Source organism: Ponticoccus litoralis (assembly GCF_039769985.1).
Taxonomy (GTDB): domain Bacteria; phylum Pseudomonadota; class Alphaproteobacteria; order Rhodobacterales; family Rhodobacteraceae; genus Ponticoccus; species Ponticoccus litoralis.
The window spans coordinates 2,015,167-2,033,741 of sequence record NZ_JBDNCH010000002.1 but is presented as its reverse complement, the minus strand read 5'-3'; the positions used below and the strand labels follow the sequence as shown (position 1 = coordinate 2,033,741).

Annotated in this window: 14 protein-coding genes and 1 pseudogene; 6 read left to right on the top strand and 9 right to left on the bottom strand. The window is 70.4% G+C overall.

The window, feature by feature from the left end:
* Nucleotides 1-397: 397 nt before the first annotated feature.
* A complete protein-coding gene (locus ABFB10_RS10950) occupies nucleotides 398-1,369 on the bottom strand; it encodes an MBL fold metallo-hydrolase (RefSeq protein WP_347166556.1) in 972 nt (323 codons plus the stop codon).
* A complete protein-coding gene (locus ABFB10_RS10945; protein ID WP_347166555.1) occupies nucleotides 1,257-3,140 on the bottom strand; it encodes an acyl-CoA dehydrogenase family protein in 1,884 nt (627 codons plus the stop codon). The genes ABFB10_RS10950 and ABFB10_RS10945 overlap by 113 nt, the downstream gene beginning before the upstream one ends.
* A 109-nt stretch (nucleotides 3,141-3,249) precedes the next feature.
* Here ABFB10_RS10945 and ABFB10_RS10940 point away from each other — a divergent pair.
* A pseudogene (locus ABFB10_RS10940) lies at nucleotides 3,250-4,198 on the top strand (L-threonylcarbamoyladenylate synthase).
* A gap of 120 nt (nucleotides 4,199-4,318) precedes the next feature.
* Here ABFB10_RS10940 and ABFB10_RS10935 read toward each other — a convergent pair.
* The gene (locus tag ABFB10_RS10935) at nucleotides 4,319-4,927 is read right to left on the bottom strand and encodes a YqgE/AlgH family protein (protein ID WP_347166554.1); all 609 of its coding nucleotides are present in this window, start codon (nucleotides 4,925-4,927) and stop codon (nucleotides 4,319-4,321) included.
* A 132-nt stretch (nucleotides 4,928-5,059) separates the two neighbouring features.
* Here ABFB10_RS10935 and ABFB10_RS10930 point away from each other — a divergent pair, with 132 nt between their 5' ends.
* Nucleotides 5,060-5,869 (top strand): protein-disulfide reductase DsbD domain-containing protein, encoded by an 810-nt coding sequence (locus ABFB10_RS10930; protein ID WP_347166553.1) that lies wholly within the window; start codon nucleotides 5,060-5,062, stop codon nucleotides 5,867-5,869.
* Between the two features lie 152 nt (nucleotides 5,870-6,021).
* Here ABFB10_RS10930 and ABFB10_RS10925 read toward each other — a convergent pair whose 3' ends face one another.
* The 4 genes from ABFB10_RS10925 to ABFB10_RS10910 form a co-directional block, all read right to left on the bottom strand.
* Entirely contained in the window at nucleotides 6,022-9,420 is a 3,399-nt protein-coding gene (locus ABFB10_RS10925; protein WP_347166552.1) for an efflux RND transporter permease subunit, read from the bottom strand.
* A 3-nt stretch (nucleotides 9,421-9,423) separates the two neighbouring features.
* A complete protein-coding gene (locus ABFB10_RS10920; RefSeq protein WP_347166551.1) occupies nucleotides 9,424-10,878 on the bottom strand; it encodes an efflux RND transporter periplasmic adaptor subunit in 1,455 nt (484 codons plus the stop codon).
* Between the two features lie 73 nt (nucleotides 10,879-10,951).
* Complete coding sequence (gene moaB, locus ABFB10_RS10915; protein ID WP_347166550.1) at nucleotides 10,952-11,494, bottom strand: molybdenum cofactor biosynthesis protein B; 543 nt, start codon at nucleotides 11,492-11,494, stop codon at nucleotides 10,952-10,954.
* Between the two features lie 178 nt (nucleotides 11,495-11,672).
* Nucleotides 11,673-12,473, bottom strand: coding sequence for a uracil-DNA glycosylase (locus tag ABFB10_RS10910; protein WP_347166549.1), 801 nt, complete (start codon nucleotides 12,471-12,473; stop codon nucleotides 11,673-11,675).
* A gap of 251 nt (nucleotides 12,474-12,724) precedes the next feature.
* Between ABFB10_RS10910 and ABFB10_RS10905 the strand changes: the two genes are divergently transcribed.
* From ABFB10_RS10905 to plsY, 4 genes are all read left to right on the top strand, one after another.
* Nucleotides 12,725-13,675, top strand: coding sequence for an aspartate carbamoyltransferase catalytic subunit (locus tag ABFB10_RS10905; protein WP_347166548.1), 951 nt, complete (start codon nucleotides 12,725-12,727; stop codon nucleotides 13,673-13,675).
* A gap of 94 nt (nucleotides 13,676-13,769) precedes the next feature.
* On the top strand, nucleotides 13,770-14,312 hold the full coding sequence (locus ABFB10_RS10900; protein WP_347166547.1) for an aspartate carbamoyltransferase catalytic subunit: 543 nt from the start codon (nucleotides 13,770-13,772) through the stop codon (nucleotides 14,310-14,312).
* 487 nt (nucleotides 14,313-14,799) lie between these two features.
* The gene (gene pyrC, locus ABFB10_RS10895; protein WP_347166545.1) at nucleotides 14,800-16,119 is read left to right on the top strand and encodes a dihydroorotase; all 1,320 of its coding nucleotides are present in this window, start codon (nucleotides 14,800-14,802) and stop codon (nucleotides 16,117-16,119) included.
* Nucleotides 16,120-16,138: 19 nt separating this feature from the next.
* Complete coding sequence (plsY, locus tag ABFB10_RS10890; RefSeq protein WP_347166544.1) at nucleotides 16,139-16,741, top strand: glycerol-3-phosphate 1-O-acyltransferase PlsY; 603 nt, start codon at nucleotides 16,139-16,141, stop codon at nucleotides 16,739-16,741.
* Between the two features lie 361 nt (nucleotides 16,742-17,102).
* On the opposite strand, the gene ABFB10_RS10885 is transcribed toward plsY, so the two are convergent.
* On the bottom strand, nucleotides 17,103-17,903 hold the full coding sequence (locus tag ABFB10_RS10885) for an alpha/beta fold hydrolase (RefSeq protein WP_347166543.1): 801 nt from the start codon (nucleotides 17,901-17,903) through the stop codon (nucleotides 17,103-17,105).
* Nucleotides 17,904-18,503: a 2-hydroxychromene-2-carboxylate isomerase gene (locus ABFB10_RS10880; protein ID WP_347166542.1), complete on the bottom strand. Its 600-nt coding sequence runs from the start codon at nucleotides 18,501-18,503 to the stop codon at nucleotides 17,904-17,906.
* Nucleotides 18,504-18,575 lie beyond the last annotated feature (72 nt).

Here is an 18,575-nt window from a genome sequence, read left to right as displayed (position 1 = left end):
CGCTGCGGCGGCGGCTGCCTGGCTCCGGGATATTTGAACCAAGAAGAAGCGCGGAGGCTGCGCCCCGGGGGCAACGCGGGGTGCGATGGTGCGACGCCGCCCTGCCGCGGGCGGAATGGTCGTGGCCACGGCGTGCAGAGGTATTTGGACCAAGAAGAAACACAAGGGGAGCGCCCCGGGGGCGGCGTGGGGTGCCTTGTGCGACGCCACCCTACCGCAGGCGGCGTGGTCGTGGCGGCGGGGGCGCAGCGGTGTTTGGACCAGGAAGAGGCACAGGGGGCTGCGCGAGGGGCAGGCCGTGATGTGACCGCGCCCTGTTTCCGACCGGGTGGTGGCAGAGAGGGTGCGCCGGGGTATTGGGGCCCCGGGCGCCGCGCGGGGGCCTGGGGGCTGGGCCCTAGCGGGCGCGGAAGAGCCAGGCGCCGTCGGCGCGTCTTTCGCGGCTGGCGCGGCCCTGGTGCCAGAGGTGCAGGCAATGCGCCATGGCCTCGACCAGCGCGAGGCCGTATTCGCCCGCGCCGATCTTGCGCTTGAAGAGCGGCGGGAAGCAGTCTCCGGCGGTTCTGGGCGTGTCGAGGAAGCCATGCAGGCGGTCGAGCGCGCCGTGGTGGTTGTCGATCAGCTGCGCCATGCGGGCGGGCAGGCCGGTGAAGGGCAGCTTGTGGCCGCCCAGCACGAGGTGATCGGCACGGGCCAGTGTGGCGAGCCTTTCACAGGCCTCCAGCCAGTCGCCCACCGGGTCGGCCTCTGGCTCGGTGGCGTAGACGCCCAGGTTGGAGCTGATCGAGGCGATGATCTGGTCGCCGGAGAGCACGAGATTGTCGTCTTGGGACCAGAGCGTCGCATGGTCCGGCGCGTGGCCGTTGCCGATATGGACCGCCCGGGAGCGGCCCGCCGCGCGGATCCTGTCGCCCTGACGGATGCGGGTGAAACCCAGCGGCATCGGCGCCACGCAATCGGCAAAGTTGAAGGGGCGCTCTGCCAGCCGCTGCTCGAGGATCTCGGGCGCCATGCCCGCCGCCTTCCAGTAGGCCACCGTTTCGGGCGCGGGCCGGTCCTGCACGTCCAGCGTCAGCATCCGCGCAAAGAGCCAGGCGGTGCGGGTGGTGACCAGTTCGGCGCCGTGGTCGGTCTGGAACCAGCCGGCAAGGCCGATGTGGTCGGGGTGGTGATGCGTGGCGATGACGCGGCGCACCGGCTTGCCCTTCAGCGGGCCGGCGAGGGCCTGCTGCCAGATCGCGCGGCTCTTGCGGGTGTCAAAGCCGGTGTCGACCAGCGTCCAGCCGTCGCCGTCGTCCAGCGCGTAGACATTGACATGGTCCAGCTTCATCGGCAGCGGCTGGCGCAGCCAGAGCACGCCCTCGGCCACTTCGACGGCCTCGCCCGGCGCCGGAGGCGCATCGAAGGGATAGGCGATGGGAGAGCGGCCGCCGTCCATCACGCCGCCAGATCGTCGTACCGTGATCTGCATGACCGCGTCCGAACCGGCCCGGGCCTCGGACCAGCAGGCCCGTGTGTTCCGGCAGCAGGCGTTCGATGTAGAAGCGGGCCAGCCGCGCGGCGCCGCCCTCGGGCTGGGCCATGGCGGCGCGCAGGTGGAAATAGCCGCCCAGCACCCGGGCGAAACCGCGCAGGTAGGGCACCGCCCCGGCGAAGCGGTCCGCGACCTCGGTCGCCACCAGCGCCTCTGTGGTCTCGCGCAGCGATTCGGCGGCCTCCCAGACCCGGGTGGCAAGCTCGGGCATCTGGCCGCGCGCGGTTTCGGCGAAGCCCTCGATCTCGTCGAGCAGGCGGTAGGCCGCCTCGCCGCCGTCCATCATCTTGCGGCCCACGAGGTCCATGGCCTGAATGCCGTTGGTGCCCTCGTAGATCGCCGTCACCCGGACGTCGCGCAGGAACTGCGCCGCGCCGGTTTCCTCGATGTAGCCCATGCCGCCGTGCACCTGCACGCCCATGTCCGCCACCGCGATGCCGGTGTCGGTGCCGAAGGCCTTGGTGATCGGGGTCAAGAGCGCCGCGCGGGCCTGCCAGTCGGCCTCGCCGGTGGCGCGGCCCATGTCGATGGCCACCGCCTGCGCCAGCGCGATGGCGCGGGCGGCGAAGGTATCGGCGCGCATGGTGGCCAGCATCCGGCGCACGTCGGCGTGGCCGATGATGGTGCCCTCGGGCGTGCGGCCCTGCCTGCGCTCCTGCGCATAGGCCAGCGCCGCCTGCGTCGCGGCCTCTGCGATGGCCACGCCCTGCACGCCCACGCCGAGGCGGGCGTTGTTCATCATGGTGAACATGGCGCGCATGCCCCCGCCCTCTTTGCCGACCAGCCAGCCCCCGGCACCGTCGTATTGCATCACGCAGGTCGGAGAGCCGTGCATCCCCAGCTTGTGTTCGAGGCTGACCACCTTGAGGTCGTTCGCCACACCCGGGTTGCCGTCCGCGTCGGGGATGTTGCGCGGCACGAGGAAGAGCGAGATGCCCTTGGTCCCCGGCACCGCGTCGGGCAGCCGCGCCAGCACCAGATGGCAGACGTTTTCCGTAAAGTCGTTGTCGCCCCAGGTGATGTAGATCTTCTGCCCGGTGATGGCATAGGTGCCATCCTCCAGCGGTTCGGCCCGGGTCGACAGCGCGCCCACGTCCGACCCGGCCTGCGGCTCTGTCAGGTTCATGGTGCCCTGCCATTCGCCGGTCACCAGCTTGGGCAGGTACAGCGCCTTGAGCTCGTCACTGGCGTGGTGCTCCAGCGCCTCGATCTGGCCCTGGGTCATCAGCGGGTTCAGTTGCAGCGCCAGGCAGGCAGAGCCCATCATGTCGTTCACGCAGGTGGTGACCGCCATGGGCAGACCCATGCCGCCGCTTTCGGGTGCGGCGGAGATTGCCACCCAGCCGCCCTCGGCAATCGCCTTGTAGCCCTCGGCAAAGCCCCTGGGCGTGCGCATGCGTCCGTTTTCCAGCCGCGCCGGGTCCAGATCGCCATTGCGGTTCAGCGGCGCCAGCACCTCTTCGCACATCTTCCCGGCCTCGGTCAGGACGGCCTCGACCGTCTCCATCCCGGCCTCGACGTAGAGATCGGTGCCGGAGACCTGCTCGTATCCCACCACATCCGTCAGGATCCGGCGGAAATCCTCCAAAGGCGCGCGATAGGGCATGGGGCCTCCCTTGTTCTTGGCAATGCACTGTGTCTCTTGTAGCAAACCTTTACGAAAGGGTAAGCGCTTGCCGCAACCTGCCCAGCGAAACGCCGCGTCACGAGGGGACATGGTCGAGATCACCACCGAACATCTGAGCGCCAGCGCGCGGGACCTGTCGCGCGCCGCCGACCTGCTGGCACGGGGCGGGCTTGTCGCCTTTCCCACGGAAACCGTCTACGGGCTGGGCGCCGATGCGGGCAACGACCGCGCCGTCGCCCGGATCTTCGAGGCCAAGAGCCGGCCCAGCTTCAACCCGCTGATCGTGCATCTGGCCGATCTGGAAGAGGTCAAGGCGCTGGTGAAGTGGAACCATCTTGCCGAGCGCGTGGCAGAGGCCTTCTGGCCCGGCCCCCTGACGCTGGTGCTGCCGCTGCGGGATGGCGCGCCGGTGTCGAAGCTGGTGACGGCCGGTCTGGATACGCTGGCGGTGCGGATGCCCGCGGCACCCGTTGCGCAGGCGCTGCTGCGCGAGATCGGCGGGCCGGTGGCGGCGCCCTCGGCGAACCTGTCGGGACAGATCAGCCCGACGCGCGCCCGCCATGTGCTGGAGGGGCTGACCGTACCGGATCGAGGCGGTGGTGGATGGCGGCCCCTGTGCGGTCGGGCTGGAATCGACAATCCTCGGACTGGCCGGGCCGCCGACGCTGCTGCGGCCCGGCGGCGTGCCGATGGACGATCTGGCCGAGGTGCTGAACACCCGCGTCGCCACCCGGCGCGAGACCGACCACATCAGCGCCCCCGGGCAGACGCGCTCGCATTACGCGCCGCGTGCGCGGGTGCGGCTGAACGCGGTGGATTTCGAGGAGGGCGAGGCGCGGCTGGGTTTCGGGGACACCGACTGCGACCTGAACCTGTCCGTAACCGAGGACCTGACAGAGGCGGCGGCCAACCTGTTCGAATACCTGCACCGGCTGGACGCGCAGGGCGCACGGGTGATCGCCGTGGCGCCGATCCCGCATCTGGGGCTTGGCGTGGCGATCAACGACCGCCTGAGCCGGGCGGCGGCGGACCGCTAGGGCAGCGGCAGCCGCTGCGCCCGTCGAGAGGGCCGGAACGAGGGGCGCCGCCCCTCGCGCTCCCCGAGGGTATTTGATCCAAGAAGAAGATGGGCGGTCCGGGCGGGGCGCCGTCGCCGGTCAGGCGCGGCCGCCCTCGGAGGACAGCGCCACCGGCGCCACGCCGATGGACTGCAGCGCGGCGGTCCACTTGTCCATGTCACCCGCGTCGAAGACCAGCCCCGTCGAGGCCTCGCAGACCAGCCAGCCGTTCTCGGCGATCTCGCGCTCCAGCTGGCCCGGGCCCCAGCCCGCGTAGCCCAGCAGCATCAGCCATTTGTCCGGGCCGTCGCCGCGGCCCAGATCCTCGAGCACGTCGAGCGTGGCGGTCATGTGGATGTCGTCGCGGACCTCCAGCGTCGTCACCACCGATCTGTAATCCGGCGTGTGCAGCACGAAGCCGCGCCCCATCTCGACCGGGCCGCCGAAATGCACCTGCCGCCCGGCAAGGTCGGCATCGACGGCGATATCCAGCTGCTCCAGCAGGGCCTTCATCTCGATGTCGGTATTGGGCTTGTTCACGATCAGCCCCATCGCGCCCTCGTCAGAGTGGTCGCAGAGAAACACCACGCTCTGTTCGAAACGCGGGTCTCCCATGCCCGGCATGGCGATCAGCATATGCCCGGTCAGGTTGGTCGGCGCCGTTGTCTTCATGGCTGCGCTGCCCCGCGCCTCTTGCAGTCTTGTCATGCTTCAAACATGGCGACCCGCGCGCAGACTGACAAGGGTGGCCGTGTCCGTCATGCCACCGCCCTGCCCGGACACGGCAGCATCGCCAAAGCGTGACTTTTCATTTCAGCCCCGACTCGCCATCTGAAAGGGATGACACGCCTTCTGACCCTTTTCGCAATGCTGCTGAGCCTTGCGGCCATGACCGCCCCGGCGCGGGCCGAAAGTTATGACAACGTCGTGCAGGCCGAGCTGCGCCCCGGCTGGCGCCTGCCGAACGGCGATCACATGGCCGCCCTGCACCTGCGCCTTGCGCCCGGCTGGAAGACCTACTGGCGCAGCCCCGGAGAAGCGGGCATTCCACCGGAATTCCAATGGCGCGGCACCCGCAACACGCGGGCCATCACGCCGCAATGGCCGGCGCCGGTGGTCTTCTGGCAATCCGGCATGCGCTCGATCGGCTACAAGGGAGAGCTGGTGCTGCCCCTGCGCGTCTCGCTGAAGGACGCGCGCGGCGACGCGCGGCTGGGCGGCGTGGTCGATATCGGCATCTGCAAGGATGTCTGCATGCCGCACCGGGTCCGCGTATCCGTCGACCTGCCCGCCAAGGCGACCCGGCCGGACCCGGTGATCGCCGCCGCCCTTGCCAACCTGCCCTTCTCGGGCGCCGAGGCCGGGGTGCGCGGCGTCTCCTGCCGGATTGCCCCGGCGAAGAAGGGCGTGGGTCTGGAGGTCGCCATCGACATGCCGCGCGGCACCGGGCGCGAGGAAACGGTGATCGAAACGCGGGACCCGGCGCTTTGGGTCGCCGACCCGGACACCGGCTGGAGCGGCGGGCGCCTTGTGGCCCGGACCACCGTGCGGCACGCCTCTGGCGGGGCCATCGCGCTGGACCGCTCGGCGCTGCGCATCACCGTTCTGGGCGGCAGCATGCCGGTGGAGATCAAGGGCTGCGCGGGCTGATCCCCGGCGCTCGCGGCGCGGGCCGGGGCGCTGAGGGCCCGGCTTGCGATCCGTCTCTGACCCTTGTTGCAGGCCGCCCGCGCGGGCCCGGCATATCCGCTCCGCCCCTTTGTGCCGACAACCGCGCCCCTGTCCGTGGGGACAATCCAGCCTCAGGCCGCCTTCTGCCGCCGCGGGCGCCCCGAGGCCGGGGCCAGCGCCCCTGCCCCGTAGAGCACCGCCACCAGCGCCGCGACGCCGCCCGCAAAAAGCAAGAGCGCCGCGTTCAGCGCCCCGGCCCCCGCCAGCGCACCGCCCTGCAACATCTGCGGCAGCGCGCCGGTCACCGCCACATGGCCCAGGGTGGCCGCCAGCCAGCCCAGCACCGCCAGCGCCGCAAGCCCCATCAGCGCCCGCACGCGACCGACGCGAAAGCGCAGGCCCCGCCGGGCCGAAGCGCCGAAGCGCGCAAGGTCGTGCTGCACCGCGACCAGCGCGGGCACCACCAGCAGCACCAGCAGCATGCCGAAGCCCAGCCCGTAGACCAGCGTGATCACCGTGGGCTTCAGGAACTGCGCATCGGCAGAGCCTTCGTAGAGCAGCGGCGCCAGCCCCAGCACCGTGGTGGCGGTGGTCAGGAAGACCGGCCTCAGCCGGTCCGCCGCCCCGTCGATGATCGAGGGGATCAGCCCCCTTTCGCGGGCGTATTCGTCGATCTGCGTCACCAGCACGATGGAATCGTTGATGATGATCCCCGTCATGCCCAGCAGGCCTACCACCGTGAACATGCTCATCGGCACGTCCCAGAGATTATGGCCGTAGATGGTGCCCACCAATCCGAAGGGGATGATCGCCATGACCACGAAGGGCCGCGTCCAGCTGGCAAAGACCCAGGCCAGCACGAGGTAGATGCCCAGCAGCACCAGCGTCAGCCCCATGCGCGCGTCGTTCAGGAAGCGGTCTTCCTGCTCGGACAGGCCCGACAGAAGGTAATCCACCTGACGGCGCGCCGCGATGGCGGGCAGGATTTCCTCCTGCAGGGCGGTCATGACCTCGGTCGCGCGGGCCGGATCATCCTCGGAGATGTCGCCGGTGACAGAGATCAGCCGCACGCCGTTCTCGCGCCGCACGGTGGAAAAACCGGTGCGCTGCTGGACGCTGACGATATCGGCCAGCGGCACATAGGCCCCGTCCGGCGTGCGCATCAGCGTGGTTTCGAGGAAATCCGCCTTCAGCTCGTCCTCGGGCAGTTCGACGCGGATCTCGGCGCTGCGTGGCCCGTCGGGATAGGTCGCCGCCTCGATGCCGTTCAGCCGGTTGCGCAGCACGCGGCCCAGACCGTCGGTGTCGAAGCCAAGCGCCTGCCCCTGCGGCGTCAGTTCGAGGATCATCTCGTCCTTGTCGTAGGACAGGTTGTCCTCGACCGCCGAAACCTCGGGAAATCGGGCCATGGCCTCTTTCAGGTCTTCCGAGGCGCGTTTCAGCACCTCTGCCGAGGCGCCGAAGAACTGCACGTCCAGCGCGTCGCCGCCCGGCCCGCCGCGCCAGCCCCGGAAGGAAATCGTCTCGACCATGGGGTGCCGTTCCACCCTCTCCTGCAACTCGCCGACGAAGGCGAAAGAGGAATAGGGGCGCAGGTCCGCCTCGATCAGCTCTATCGAGATGCCGCCCAGCTGCCAGCTTTCCTTGGTGTCGGTCCCGGCCAGCCCGCGACCGGAGTTGCCCCCGATTTCCGCCATGACATAGGTCAGCGGGCTGAGGCCGTAGCGGTCCTGATACTCGGCGGCCAGCTCGTCCGTCGCCTGCTGCAACAGCCGCATCTGGGCAATGGTATCCGCGCGCGTGGCCCCGGGGGCCATGGCGAAGTTGCCCGAGACCGAGGGCTGTTCCGGCGAGTTGAAGAAGCGCCACGGCACGTCGCCCCGGATCAGCAGCGCCGCATTCGCCGCCAGCAGCACCACCGCCCCGGCCAGCACGACGTAACGTCCGGCGATCACCAGCCGCATGAAGGGGCGGAAGAGCGTCTCGCGCACCCGGACGAAACCCCGGTTCACCAGCCGCGAGGGCAGGTCGTACCAATGTTCATGCGCCGAATGCCTGACCGCGTGGGCCATGTGGTTGGGCAGGATCAGGAAGCATTCGACGAGGCTGGCCAGCAGGACCACGATCACCGTGAAGGGGATATCGGCGATCATCTCGCCGAAGCGGCCAGAGATGGCGGTCAGCCCGAAGAAGGCGATCACCGTGGTCAGCGTGGCCGAGAAGACCGGCAGCGCCATGCGCCGGGCCGCCGTTTCCGCCGCGTCGTAGCTGTCCAGCCCCCTGCGGGCGAGGTGGTCGGTGTGCTCGCCCACCACGATGGCGTCGTCCACCACGATGCCCAGCGTGATGATCAGCGCAAAAAGCGAAATCATGTTGATCGTCAGCCCAAAGGCATACATCAGCGCGATCGCCGCCAGCATCGCGGTCGGGATGCCTGCCGCCACCCAGAAGGCGGTCCGCGTGTTCAGGAAGAGAAACAGCAGCACCACCACCAGCAGCAGGCCAGAGGCCGCGTTGTCCAGCAGCGTGTTCAGCCGCCCGGTGATCGCGTCGGCCCGCGTGCGGATCAGGTCAATGGTCACCCCCTCGGGCAGCGAGGCCTGATAGCGGCGCGCGACCTCCTCGACGGTGCGCTGAATGCCGATGGCATCGCCGCGCGCCGAACGGTCGACCCGGATCGAGATGGCCGGATTGTCGCCGACGAAATAGCTGCGGTCGCGGTCGACGCCCTCGACCCGGATATGCGCCACCTCGCCCACGGTCAGCTTGGAGCCGTCCGGGTTCGAGCGCAGCACGATCCCCGCGATGTCGTCGGCAGAGCGTTTCTCGACCCCGGTGCGCACCCGCGCCCCGCCGCCGCCCACGTCGCCCGCCGGATCGGCGTCGACCTCGGCGGCGATGGCGTCGGAAATCTCGGCCAGCGTGACGTCGAAGCCCACGAGGTTCTGCGAGGGCACCTCGACCACCGTGCGCGGCGCCGCAAGGCCCCGGATCGTCGTCTGCGTCACGCCTTCGGCAAACAGCTGCACGATCAGCTCGTCCGAGAAGCGGGCCAGCTGGTCCACCCCCACCGGCCCGGTGATCACCAGATCGGTGACCCGGTCGCTCCAGCCGCCGCGGCTGACGCGCGGATCGTCTGCCTCTTCGGGCAAGGTGGTCAGCGCGTCCACCGCCTGCTGCACGTCGTCCACGGCGCGGGCGATGTCCCAGCCGGGCTCGAACTCCAGCGCCACGCGGGCCGATCCCTCGCGCGAGGTGGCCTCTGACGCCTCGACGCCCTCGACCGCCAGAAGCGCCGGTTCCAGCACCTGCACGATGGCGCTGTCGACATCCTCGGCCCCGGCGCCGTCCCAGCTGACCGAAACCTGCACCTCGTCCACCACCACGTCGGGAAAGAACTGCGCCCGCATGTTGGGGATCGCCATGGCGCCCGAGGTCAGAAGGATCACCAGCAGCAGGTTGGCTAGTGTCGGGTGACGGGTGAAATAGCCGAAGACACCGCCGGCGGCCCGGTTCAGGGGGCGCACCACGGCCTAGCCCCCCATCCGCTGCTCGATGCGCGCCACCGTCTCGGCGGGCACCTCGGGCTGCGCCAGTTGCGCCAGCAGACGGCTGCGCGCCTCTTCGGGCATGCGGCTATTGGCCTCGACGAAGGCCACCAGCCGGGCGCGCCGCTCGTCCGACAGCGCGATCATGGCGGGGGCCTCTGCCACGGCGGCGGCTTCGCCCACCGGCTCTACCCTGATGCCCGCGCCCAGCAGCGGCGTGCGCTCGGCCACCACCTGCCGCCCCTCCAGCGCGGCGGACCGCACCAGCACCGCGTCGCCCTGCCTGCGCACGAGGTCGACGGTCATCGCCTCCAGCCGCGCGCCCTCGCCCAGCACCAGCACCTGACTGGCGGCATTGAGCGCCGTGGCAGGCAGGCGGATCACGTCGCGCACCTCGGGCTCTTCGATGGCGACGGTGACGAAATCGCCGGGCTTGAAACCGCGCGGCGCGTCCAGCGTCGCGAACAGCAGCCGCCCGGTCTGCCCCTCGCCCACCGCCGCCCCATCGCGCGAGACATGGCCCGTCGCCGCCAGATTGGTGCCGAAGACGTCCAGCGTCGCGGTCACCGGCATTTCCTGCACCCGGCCCGCATCGCTCAGAAGCCGCGCATATTGCTGGGTGGACACGCGAAAGGCCACCTCCAGCGCCTGCGGGTCGACCAGCTGCGCCAGCTGCTCGTTGGCCGAAACCAGCCGCCCCGCCACCACCGTCACATCCGACAGCGTTCCGGCGAAGGCCGCGCGCACCTCGGTGTCGTCCAGCGCGCGCTGCGCCTCGGCGACGGCGATCTCGCCGCGCCGCAGGGCCGTCGCGGCCTGATCGATCCGCGCCTCGGCGGTGGCCACCGCCTGCCGCCTTGTCAGCACCGACTGCCGCGCCGAGGACAGCGCCAGTTCCGCATCCTCCACCGTGGCCGCCGTGCCGACGCGCCGGTCCAGCAGGCCCTGCGCCCGCTCCAGCGCCTGCGCCCGCAGGGCCACCTGCTCTTCGGCGGCGGTCAGCTCGTCGCGGGCCAGCACGATGGCGCGCTCGGCCTCGCGCTGCTCGGCGCGGGCGTCCAGCAGGTCGCTTTCGGCCCGGTCCAGCGCCAGCTGCGCGCCGGCCGGATCGATGCGCGCCAGCAGCTGCCCCGCCACGACCTGCCCGCCCTCGACGAAATCCGGCGCTAGATCCACAAGCGCGCCAGAGGCCGCCGCCCGCAGTTCCAGCGTGCGGCGGCTTTGCACCTCGCCGAAGGCCTGCAGGATCGGGCGCAGCGCCTCGGGCCGCGCCTCGACGACATTGACGGTAAAAACCCGCTCGCGGGCGTTGGGCATCCGCGGCTCCTGGGTCATGGCGTGCTGCACCGCGTCGCGCACCAGGACGCCCGCATAGACCAGAAGGCCCAGCGTCAGGGATAGCAGGAACAGCCCGGTCAGGCTCTTTCGCAGAAATCGCATCGGCATCCTCCGCCCGGCCCCCGCCGGGAACCGGACCTCTTCCATAACCTACGCGATGATACGCGCCTGCGGATCATTTCCGTCGCTTGTGTTCCTCAAGCCGCGGCATGATCTCGACGAAGTTGCAGGGCCGGTGGCGATAGTCCAGCTGCAGCGACAGGATCTCGTCCCAGGCGTCCCTGCAGGCCCCGGTAGAGCCGGGCAGCGCAAAGAGATAGGTGCCCCCGGCGACGCCGCCCGTGGCCCGGCTCTGCACCGCGCTGGTGCCGATTTTCTGCATGGAAACATGGGTGAAGACGGTGCCGAAGGCGTCGATCTCCTTCTCGTAGACGTCGCGGTGCGCCTCGACGGTGACATCCCGCCCGGTCAGCCCGGTGCCGCCGGTCGAGATCACCACGTCGATCGCCGGATCGGCGATCCAGCGGCGCAGCACGGCGGCGATCCCGTCGCGCTCGTCCTTCACGATCTCGCGAGCGGCCAGACGATGCCCCGCCGCCTCCAGCCGGTCCACCAGCGTCTGGCCGGACCGGTCCTCCGCCATGGACCGCGTGTCCGACACCGTCAGGACGGCGATCCGGACCGGGATGAACTCTCTCGTTTCGTCGATGCGGGACATGGGGCCTCTCTCGCGGGTGTCACTCGGCAAAGCCTAGCGCCCCGCCCCGCCCCCGGAAAGGGCACAGAGAGCCGCAGAGGTGGCCGCCCCGCCCCCTGTGCCAGCAGGCCTGCGCAGGGGAGGGAACACTGCCACGGCCCGGGGCTCCGCCCGGTCCCACCGCGCGCCGCCCAGGGCGTCAGCCCGGCGCGGACAGGTCGCGCAGCCGCGCCTTCAGCGACAGAAGGTCCGCCCAGCTCTCGCGCTTGGCCAGCGGCTGGCGCAACAGGTAGGCGGGATGAAGCATCGGCAGGGCGGGCCGCCCCTCGGCCTCTGTCCACTGGCCGCGCAGCCGCGTGATGCCGCGCCGCCCCAGCAGCGCCTGGCAGGAAATATTGCCCACGATCACCAGCAGCGCCGGATCGACCAGCGCGATATGCCGCCTGAGGAAGGGCAGCATCATTGCGATCTCCTCGGGGCGCGGGTCGCGATTCTGCGGCGGCCGCCACGGCAAGACATTGGTGATATAGACGCTTTCGGCGCGCGACAGCTGCACCGCCGCCAGCATCCGGTCCAGCAACTGCCCGGCGCGCCCGACAAAGGGCCGCCCCTCGATATCCTCGTCGCGGCCCGGGGCCTCGCCCACCACCATGACCCGCGCCGTGGCCACGCCATCGGCAAAGACCAGCCGCCGCGCGCCGCGCTTCAGCTGGCAATGGTCGAAACCCTCCATCGCCGCCCGCAGTGCCGGCAGATCGACCGCCGCGCGCGCCAGCGCCTCGGCTTCGGCGACCGGATCCACCGCGGCCTGCCGCACCGGCGCCGCGGCCCGCGCCGGGGCCGCCTCGCGCTGCGCCGCAGCCTCGCGCGCCGCCGCCTCGACGGCAAAGCGGTCGACGGGCGCCTCTGCCAGCGCCTCGTCCACCCCCATCTCGAGCTGCCATTCCAGCAAAGCCCGTGCCACGTGCCAGTCCAGCGCCATGCCGTCCTCCGATTCCATGGCCCTTACCCTACGCCCCGCGCCGCCGATGCAAAACCACCCTCGCGCAAATCCCCCGAACCCGCCGCCACATCACGCACCACGCCGCCCTTCTCTTGCCCCCCGTGCTTCTTCTTGGTCCAAGCACCTCTGTGCTCCGCAACCACAGGCGCCCCGCCACCAACCCGCGCGCTCCGCCCGCCGCGCGCACCGCCCTTGCCCCCGGAAGCCCCGCTTCCTATGAAAGCCACAACCGACCCAAGGGGACGCCCATGCGCTTCGACCAACGCCACCTGCTGGGGATCGAACCCCTGCGCCCGGACGAGATCACCACCGTCCTCGACCTTGCCGACCGCTATGCCGCCCATGGCCGCCGCCGCGAGAAACACGGCGCCGCGCTGGCCGGTCTGACCCAGATTAACATGTTCTTCGAGAATTCCACCCGCACGCAGGCCAGTTTCGAACTGGCCGGCAAGCGGCTGGGCGCGGACGTGATGAACATGTCGATGCAGGCCAGCAGCATCAAGAAGGGCGAGACGCTGATCGACACCGCCATGACGCTGAACGCCATGCACCCCGACCTGCTGGTGGTCCGTCATCCGCATTCGGGCGCCGTCGATCTTCTGGCGCAAAAGGTCAACTGCGCGGTGCTGAACGCCGGTGACGGGCGGCACGAACACCCCACGCAGGCGCTGCTGGACGCGCTGACCATCCGCCGTGCCAAGGGTCGCCTGCACCGCCTGAACATCGCGATTTGCGGCGACATCGCGCATTCCCGCGTGGCCCGCTCGAACATCCTGCTGCTGGGCAAGATGGAGAACCGCATCCGCCTCGTCGGCCCCGCCACGCTGATGCCCGCGGGCATCGCCGACTTCGGCGTCGAGGTCTACGACGACATGCGCAAGGGGCTGGAGGGCGTCGATGTGGTCATGATGCTGCGCCTGCAAAAGGAACGTATGGACGGCGGCTTCATCCCCTCGGAGCGCGAGTATTTCTACCGCTACGGGCTGGACGCCGAGAAACTGGCCTGCGCCGCCCCCGACGCCATCGTCATGCACCCCGGGCCGATGAACCGCGGGGTCGAGATCGACGGCACCATCGCCGACGACATCAACCGCTCGGTCATTCAGGACCAGGTGGAAATGGGTGTTGCCGTGCGCATGGCCGCCATGGACCTTCTTGCCCGCAACCTGCGCGCGCATCCCAAAGAGGTCATGGCCTGAGGACGTTTCCGCGCGTCAAGACATGCGCGGGAACCTTTCCCGGTTCTGCCACGATAGTCTACCAAGACCCCTTTCCAATGCCCTGAGGGACCGCATGACACAGGTCGAGATCAACGGCTCGGACACAGAGACCCTGCACCTGTTTCACCTCGACCTGCCACCCGAGGCGGTCGAACGGTTCACCACCATGGCCGGCACCGGCGAATGGCCGCTGAAATACGCGCTGGGGGCCACGGCGCTGCGGCCTGCCTTCGTCGAGACCCTGCGCATCGGCGATCTGGGGCCGATGCCGCTGTCGCGCTACCTGGCAGAGGCGCACAATCTGCCCGAAGAGGCGCTGGCGGCGGATCGTGCGACGCTCGACGCGCTGACCGGGCACGTGGTGATCCTGCCGCCGCAGGCCTTCGACAATACCTCGCAACGCCTGTCGCCCGCCGCACCGCTGTCCCATGTCGGCGCCTATGGCGCGCATCCCGCGCCGGGGCGCGGCGCCCCTCTGCGCAGCGATGCCGCCCGGGGGCAGCTTGCGCAGGGCGCCCCCGACGCCTCGGGCCGGGGCGGCTCGACCCTGCTGAAACTGCTGCTGGCGGGCCTTGGGGTCCTGATCCTGCTGGTCGTCCTGCTGGCGCTGCGATGACACCGCGACCCGGCAGGGGCGGCATCCTAGATCCCGGCGCGACGGTCTGGCAGCGCCGCCCGGACCACGCCCCCGCCTTCCGCCCATAGCGCCCGCGACAGGGCGTCATCCGGGGGATCCTGACGGTTTTCCCGACCCTCCGGCACGAAACGGGCCTATGGACCACCGGCGCCGCCCCCCGGAACGACGCGGGCGGCACAGGGGCGAGCCGCCCGGCTCAAACCCCGCGAAGCCGCCGCAACGGGGCGGCGACAGGGACGGCGCAGGGCAAGCCCACCGCAGGCCCCCTCTGTCCGCGTTGAAGCGGCCTCGCGGCACTCTGGCGGCGACCTGCGCAGGATCCCGCCCCGGCCCGCGCGGGCCACACCGCGGGGCCTTTCCGGCGCGGTGTCCCGCGCGGGTCGTGCGCTGCGGCTTTTCCCGGTCGCCGTTATGCCCTAGAGGAAGGGGGAACCGCGCCGAACCGCAGCCGATTTCCGGACCTCACATGACCCAGACAGCCTTCCTGAATGCCCGCCTGATCGACCCCGAAGCAGATCGCGTGGTCGAGGGGGCGGCGGTGCTTGTCGCCGATGGCGTGATCCGGGAGGTCTTTGCAGAGGCCGCAGCGCTTGAACGCCAGCTCGCCGCCGAGGGCGCGGGCGGACCGCGCGCGGAGCTGATCCGCGTGGACTGTGGCGGCAAGTGCCTTGCCCCGGGGATCGTGGATATCGGCGTCAAGGTCGGAGAGCCCGGCGAGCGCCACAAGGAAAGCTATGGCACCGCCGGGGCCGCTGCGGCGGCGGGTGGGGTCACGACCATCGTGACGCGGCCCGACACCCAGCCCTGCATCGACACCCCCGAGTCGCTGGACTACATCCGCCGCCGCGCGGTGGACGAGGCGCCGGTGCATGTGCTGCCCATGGCCGCCCTGACCAAGGGCCGCGACGGGCGCGAGATGACCGAGCTGGGCTTCCTGATGGACGCGGGCGCCGTGGCCTTCACCGATTGCGACCGGGTGGTGCGCGATACCAAGGTTCTGTCCCGTGCCCTGACCTACGCGCGCTCGCTGGGCGCGCTGGTGATCGGCCACCCGCAGGAGCCGGGGCTGTCTGCCGGGGCGGCGGCGACCTCGGGCAAGTTCGCCTCGCTGCGCGGGCTGCCCGCGGTCTCGCCCATGGCCGAGCGCATGGGGCTGGACCGCGATATCGCGCTGGTCGAGATGACGGGCGTGCGCTACCACGCCGACCAGATCACCACGGTGCGCGCCCTTCCGGCGCTGGAGCGGGCCAAGGCCAACGGCTTCGACGTGACGGCGGGCACCTCGATGCACCACCTGACGCTGAACGAGATGGATCTCGCCGACTACCGGACCTTCTTCAAGGTCACGCCGCCGCTGCGCTCGGAGGACGACCGCAAGGCGGTGGTCGAGGCCCTGCGCACCGGGTTGATCGACATCGTCGGCAGCTTTCACACCCCGCAGGACGAGGAATCCAAGCGCCTGCCCTTCGAAGAGGCGGCCTCGGGCGCGGTGGGGCTGGAGACCATGCTGCCGGTGCTTCTGCGCCTGTATCACGCCGACGAGCTGAGCCTGCCCTGCCTGTTCCGGGCGCTGGCGCTGAACCCGGCGAAGCGGCTGGGGCTGGGCGCCGGGCGGATGGCCGCGGGCGCGCCCGCCGACCTGGTGCTTTTCGACCCGGACAAGCCGGTGGTGCTGGACCGCTTCGCGCTGCGCTCGAAGTCGAGGAACACGCCGTTCGACAATGCCCGCCTGCAGGGCAAGGTGCTGGGGACATGGGTTTCCGGCACCCGCGTCTTCGAAGCCTGAGAAGCCTGAGGAGGGCAGGATGTTCGACACTCCGCTGCTGATCGCCGGAACCTGGGTGGTGCTGGGCTACCTCATGGGGTCGGTGCCCTTCGGCATCCTGATCACCCGGACCATGGGGCTGGGCGACCTGCGCAGCATCGGGTCGGGCAATATCGGCGCAACCAATGTGCTGCGCACCGGAAACAAGGCGGCGGCGGCGGCGACGCTGCTGCTGGACGGGGTCAAGGGCGCGCTGGCGGTGCTGCTGGCAGGCTGGGTGACCGGCGACAGCGGCGCCATGCAGATCGCGGGACTGGCGGCCTTCATCGGCCATTGCTACCCGGTCTGGCTGCGCTTCCGGGGCGGCAAGGGCGTGGCGACCTTCCTTGGCGTCGTGCTGGCGCTGAGCTGGCCCGTCGGACTGGCCTGCTGCGCGATGTGGCTGCTGGCGGCGCTGGTGACGCGGATTTCCTCGGTGGGCGCGCTGGTAGGCGCGGCCTCTTCGACGGTCTGGATGTTTGCCTTCGCGCGCTGGGACCTGCTGCTGACCGGCACCCTCCTGACGGTGCTGGTCTTCTGGCGGCACCGGGAGAACCTGAAGCGGCTGAAGGCCGGGACGGAACCCCGGATCGGACAGAAGTAACGGCTTCGCTGACGGGGCTGGCCGGATGGGCCTGCCCTGTGACGGCCCCTGCGGGGCCATGGCGCGGGGTTTCGCGCGCTGACGCGCGCGACCGGCGCGCCCTTCGCGCGCGGTGACGGGTGTTTCTCCGCCCGGGTGCCCTGCGTGGCGCGGGCGCAGGGGGGCTCTGCCCCCCGGCCTGCGGCCACCCCCCGAGGGTATTTGCCAGACCGAAGAAGGGCGGACGGGGCCTGCCGCACGGGCCGGGCGCCCCGGGGCCTCAGGCGCAGGGCTGTCCCGGCCAAGGGGTTCCGGATTGGACCAGAGGCAGGGATAGCCTTCATCTCGGCGGCGTTCCCGGCGCAGGCTGGTCAGGGACCGGTCAGGAAAACCCCGCCATGCCGGAGATCGCGGCGGCCACGTCTTTCGGGTGGGTCAGGGGCACCATGTGGCCGGCGCCGGGGATCGTGATATCGCGGGCCCTTGGCAGGCGGGAGGCGAGGCCCGCGTGGATCGCGGCGATGACGGGAACGGTCCCGGCGCCGCGGATCAGGGCGACCGGGCAGTTGAGGGCTTCGAGCCGCCCGGGCGCGAGCATGGCCTGGCTGTCCTGCCAGAGGCTGGGCTCTGTCGCGGCGACAAAGGGCATGCGCGCGGCCATGTCCTGCCGCGCCTTCTCGGGGAAGCTGTGCCGGGGCATCCCGCCGCCCCAGAGGTGGTTGAAGCAGCGAGCCGCTTCGATCATGTCACCGCTTGCGAAGGTATCGAGGAAGGCCTGTTCCTGCGCCCGGTGACTGTCGTGCAGCGGGTGGCCCCGGGCCGCGGCGAAGAAGACAGGCTCTATCAGGGTGAGCGAGGCGGGTGGTTCCGGCGCCTCGAGCGCGAGGCGCAGGGCAACGGTGGCGCCGAAGCTGTGCCCGACGAGATGCATGCCCGGCGCCAGAAAGGGCCGCAGGGCCTGCGTGGCGACATCATGCACATCGCGGCCTTCCGGGAAGGCGCCGCTGCGGCCATGGCCCGGCAGGTCCGGGGCGATGAGGGTCGCCAGCGACGCTAGCTCTGCCGCCACGGCTTTCCACATGCCGGACTGCCCGAGACCGCAATGCAGGGCCAGAACCCGCGCCGCACCGCCGTCGAAGCTGCGGTGGAAGATCGGCGGCAGGGCCGCCTCGTCACGCGGCATTCAGAGATCCCCGGAGAGATGCGCGTCGAGATCCGCCAGCCGGTCCTGCCCCCAGAACCGCTGGTCCCTGTCGGTGATGTAGAAGGGCGCGCCGAAGACGCCGCGCTCGACCGCCTCTTCGAGGTTGCGGGCGTAGGTCTCGGCGCCCAGCAGAAGGCCGCTGTCGGCCAGCGCCGGATCGAAGCCGGCACTGGCGAGGCAGGCGCGGATCACCGCATCGTCGGCGGCGTCTTTTTCCTCTGCCCAGCAGGCGCGCAGGATGCCATGCACCAGAGCGCCCATGTCGCCGCCGCCCGCCTGTTGCGCCGCGATCACCGCGTAGGACGAGGGCGCGGCGTTGAAGGGCCAGAAGGCGGGCTTCAGATTGAACGGCATCCCAGTCTTCTTCGCCAGCCGGGTCAGTTCCTGCGCACGATAGTCCATCCGCGAGGGGTGGCGCTGCGCCGGGGGCGTGCCGCCGGTCCGCGCGAAGAGGGCGAGGATATCCAGCGGCTTGTAGGTGACCGTGGCGCCGTGGCGGGCGGCGATCTCTTCCAGACCGGTGCCCGCAAAATAGGTGAACGGCGACAGGGTCGCGAAATAATAGTCGATATGGGCCATCTGTCGCGCGTCCTGCTGTGTTGCTGGTCTGCACGTTAAGGCCATGCTAACGGGGCTGCAACGTCACGAATC

Coding starts and splice junctions, on each gene's coding strand:
- ABFB10_RS10905 (WP_347166548.1), top strand. CDS start 12,725: ATGCGCTTCGACCAACGCCACCTGCTGGGGATCGAACCCCTGCGCCCG.
- ABFB10_RS10920 (WP_347166551.1), bottom strand. CDS start 10,878: ATGCGATTTCTGCGAAAGAGCCTGACCGGGCTGTTCCTGCTATCCCTG.
- plsY (WP_347166544.1), top strand. CDS start 16,139: ATGTTCGACACTCCGCTGCTGATCGCCGGAACCTGGGTGGTGCTGGGC.
- pyrC (WP_347166545.1), top strand. CDS start 14,800: ATGACCCAGACAGCCTTCCTGAATGCCCGCCTGATCGACCCCGAAGCA.
- ABFB10_RS10900 (WP_347166547.1), top strand. CDS start 13,770: ATGACACAGGTCGAGATCAACGGCTCGGACACAGAGACCCTGCACCTG.
- ABFB10_RS10930 (WP_347166553.1), top strand. CDS start 5,060: ATGACACGCCTTCTGACCCTTTTCGCAATGCTGCTGAGCCTTGCGGCC.
- moaB (WP_347166550.1), bottom strand. CDS start 11,494: ATGTCCCGCATCGACGAAACGAGAGAGTTCATCCCGGTCCGGATCGCC.
- ABFB10_RS10935 (WP_347166554.1), bottom strand. CDS start 4,927: ATGACAAGACTGCAAGAGGCGCGGGGCAGCGCAGCCATGAAGACAACG.
- ABFB10_RS10885 (WP_347166543.1), bottom strand. CDS start 17,903: ATGCCGCGTGACGAGGCGGCCCTGCCGCCGATCTTCCACCGCAGCTTC.
- ABFB10_RS10945 (WP_347166555.1), bottom strand. CDS start 3,140: ATGCCCTATCGCGCGCCTTTGGAGGATTTCCGCCGGATCCTGACGGAT.
- ABFB10_RS10910 (WP_347166549.1), bottom strand. CDS start 12,473: ATGGAATCGGAGGACGGCATGGCGCTGGACTGGCACGTGGCACGGGCT.
- ABFB10_RS10880 (WP_347166542.1), bottom strand. CDS start 18,503: ATGGCCCATATCGACTATTATTTCGCGACCCTGTCGCCGTTCACCTAT.